The organism is Mycobacterium sp. (assembly GCF_032161845.1).
Taxonomy (GTDB): Bacteria; Actinomycetota; Actinomycetes; order Mycobacteriales; family Mycobacteriaceae; genus Mycobacterium.
Genome location: NZ_JAVRQA010000389.1, coordinates 1 through 3,065 on the forward strand (window position 1 = coordinate 1; position 3,065 = coordinate 3,065).

Here is a 3,065-nt window from a genome sequence, read left to right on the forward strand (position 1 = left end):
GGGCTGACCAGGCTCGACTCGGTGTAGCCGAAGGCGTCGTAGAGGTGCAGCTTCCGGTAGGTCGCAACGAGCCGCCCTTGTGCGTCGATGGCCAGCAGCGTGTTGTGAATCCGATCGCCGTGATCAATGGCCTCGTTGATGCCGCACACGATGGCGATCCCGTGCTGGGCGGCCAGGGCGGTGAGCTCGGCGACGAAGGGGCCGTCGAGCCGTTCGGCCGATGCGACGAAGCGCTCGTCCATCACCGGGACGGTGAACATCGAATACTCGGGGAACACGACCAGCTCGCTACCCTGCGCCCGTGCCTCGGACACCATGCGGCGGATCGTCGACAGGTTGGCGGGCTTGTCCTCGCCGGGGGCGAACTGGGCGACTGTGCAGACGACCATGGGGATCTCCTAGATCTGGGCGGCGGCGGGCGGCGGGGCCATGCGGTCCATTCGTCCGAGAACGACGGTATAGCAGAGGATTCCGAGCAGCAGCACCACGCCGGTGACGATGAAGGCACCGGCGAACGATCCGGTTCTGTCGACGACCATCCCGGTCACGATCGGGGCGGCGATGCCGATCAGGTTGGCGATGAAGTTGACGATGCCGCCGAGCGTTCCGGTGTATCCCTCCGGTGCGATGAGCGAGACGATGCTGGAACCCGCAGGCACCGAAACCGCAAGTCCCGCAGCGCCGATCGAGATGAACACGATGGCGGGACCGATGGTGTCGACGTAGGCGGCGCTGGTGACGGCCAATGCGGCGAGCATGCTGACGACCAGCACGATGCGCCGGACCTTGGTCACCTGGCCCGTGCGTTTCACCCACCAATCCATGAGCAGGCCGGCGATGAGGAACTGCGCGATCACGGCGACCAGCCACGGGATCATCGAGTAGAGCCCGCCCTGGAGCAGATTCACCCCGAACTCCTTCTTGAGATAGCCGGGCAGCCAGGTCAACAGGACGTAGTAGGCGTAGGTGTAGGACGCGTATCCGAGGGCCAGACCCCAGGTCTTGCGGCGGCGCAACAGGTGCCCGATGCCCTGCAGTGAGCCCCCGCCGCGATTCTCTTCGTTCTCGGCGTCGCCCGCCTGAAGGTAGGCGAGCTCGTCGGCGGACATCTTGCCGTCGGCGACGGCCTGTGACGGCGTCCGGTAGAGCAGCCACCACGCGACGAGGTACACCAGGCTCAGCGTCCCGGTGAACAGGAACGCGGCGTGCCAGCTGAACGCCGACACCAGCAGCGCCATGATCGGGATGCCGATGACGTTGGAGATCTTCGCGCAGCCGTCGAAAATGGCTGTGGCCGTGCCGCGTTCCTGCTTCGGGAACCACTGGCCGATCGCCTTCCAGCCGGCGGGGACGGTCGGCGCCTCACCGACGCCGAGCAGCAGCCGGGCGGCGATCAGCATGCCAAGGCCCCCGGCGGCCGCCGACGCGAACGACGCGATGGCCCAGAGGAACACGCCGAGCCGGTTGACCCACGGCACACCGATCTTGTCGATGATGGTGCCGATGGGCATCTGCAGCATGGCGTAGGTCCAGAGGAACGCCGATGCCACCACGCCCATCTGCGCGGCACTGATGCCGAAGTCGTCCATGATGGCCGGGGTAGCCACCGAGAGGTTCACGCGGTCGATGTAGTTGACGAACATCCCGGCGCCGAGTAGGCCGCCGATCTGCCAGCGGAATCGGCCAGGACTCTTGGTGGTGTTTGCGTCGCTGACGTGTTGGGTCTCAACGTTGTTCATCAGTTCCTCCCGTTCAGGACGGGGCTGCGATCGATGTCGAGCATCGCATCGTGGGCGGCGGTCAGGCCGGCCAGGATGGCACCGTGCTCCATGGTGAGGGCCATCTGGTCGGCGCCGTGTTCGACGGCGAACCGCTTCTCCTCGGGACTCCAGGCGGGCAGCAGCCAGGGCTTGCCTGCGGCGCGGGCGGCCGCGGCAATGCGGGCGAGGTCCGCGAAGTCGCCGTCGGTGCGGGCGTAGGCGCCGCGTTCACGTCGCAGGGAGAGGTCCGATGGTCCGATGAAGACGCCGTCGACGGTGTCGAGGGCGAGGATGTCGTCGATCTGTTCGATCGCCCCGGCGTCCTCGATCATCGGGTAGCACCGCGTCTTGGCATCCTGTGCGGATACCCACTCGTCGGTGAAGCCTCCGTAGGCGGAGGTGCGGCCACCGGCGAAGCTGCGGTCGCCCAGCGGCGGGAACTTGGCGAAGCCGGTGACGACGGCGGCGTGCTCGGCGTTCTCGACGTGCGGGATGGCGACGACGTCGGCGCCGAAGTCCAGGGCCTGCTGGATCGGACCGCGTTCGGGTCCGAGCACCTTGGCGACGACTTCCAGGCCGATGGCCTTGAGGAACGGGATGAAGCGTTCGAGGTCGGCGAGGTCGAAGGTGCCGTGCTCGATGTCGAGGACGGCGGCGCCGTAGCCGACCTGGCGGGCGATTTCGGCGGCGGCCACGTTGGGCCCGGACAGCCAGACGGCGTAGCGGCGATTCGGTTCCACGGTCTCTCCCTGTGGTGGTCGGGCGACGAATGTGGCGGCGGCCACACTGCGTGTACATCTCTTGTATACACAAGGTGTGCGTCATGTGTCCAGTAGTCTGCAGGAAGCGGAAGGAGTCGACATGGCCGTCGAGGTCTCTGAGGCGGGCGTGACCCCGTCGGCGCGCGATCGGGTGTACCAGTGGGTGCGCGACGAGATCATCAAGGGCACGCTGCCCGCCGGTCGGTTCCTCGACGAGGTCTGGGTCTCCGAACTCGTCGGCACCTCGCGGACCCCGGTGCGCGAGGCGTTCCATCGACTCAACTCGGAGAAGTTCATCGACCTGTTGCCGCGTCGCGGGGCGCAGGTGCGCAGCGTCACGTCGCGGGAACTCGAAGAGGTGTACGCCTCACGGCGATTGATCGAGGGTCATGCGGCGCGTGCGCTGTGCCTGGCCGAGACGGGCGCACCCCAGCCCTTGGACGGGTTGGCTCAGCGGATGGTAGATGCTGGCCAGGAGGAGGATTGGTTCAGCGTGGCGCGGCTCGATCGCGCGTTCCATCGGGCGATCGTGGACGCTCATGGC

Annotated in this window: 4 protein-coding genes; 1 reads left to right on the top strand and 3 read right to left on the bottom strand. The window is 67.1% G+C overall.

What is annotated here, in order from left to right; translation table 11 throughout:
- From QOD90_RS20945 to QOD90_RS20955, 3 genes are all read right to left on the bottom strand, one after another.
- Positions 1–389 (bottom strand): nitrilase-related carbon-nitrogen hydrolase (locus QOD90_RS20945; protein ID WP_526352747.1); only part of this gene is annotated, 389 nt, incomplete at its 3' end.
- Between the two features lie 9 nt (positions 390–398).
- Entirely contained in the window at positions 399–1,739 is a 1,341-nt protein-coding gene (locus QOD90_RS20950) for an MFS transporter (protein ID WP_526352748.1), read from the bottom strand.
- Entirely contained in the window at positions 1,739–2,500 is a 762-nt protein-coding gene (locus QOD90_RS20955; protein ID WP_526352749.1) for an HpcH/HpaI aldolase family protein, read from the bottom strand. Before QOD90_RS20955 ends, QOD90_RS20950 begins: the two co-directional genes overlap by 1 nt.
- 85 nt (positions 2,501–2,585) lie before the next feature.
- Here QOD90_RS20955 and QOD90_RS20960 point away from each other — a divergent pair.
- The coding region (locus QOD90_RS20960) for a GntR family transcriptional regulator (protein ID WP_526352750.1) at positions 2,586–3,065 on the top strand (480 nt) is incomplete at its 3' end.

Coding starts and splice junctions, on each gene's coding strand:
- QOD90_RS20950 (WP_526352748.1), bottom strand. CDS start 1,739: ATGAACAACGTTGAGACCCAACACGTCAGCGACGCAAACACCACCAAG.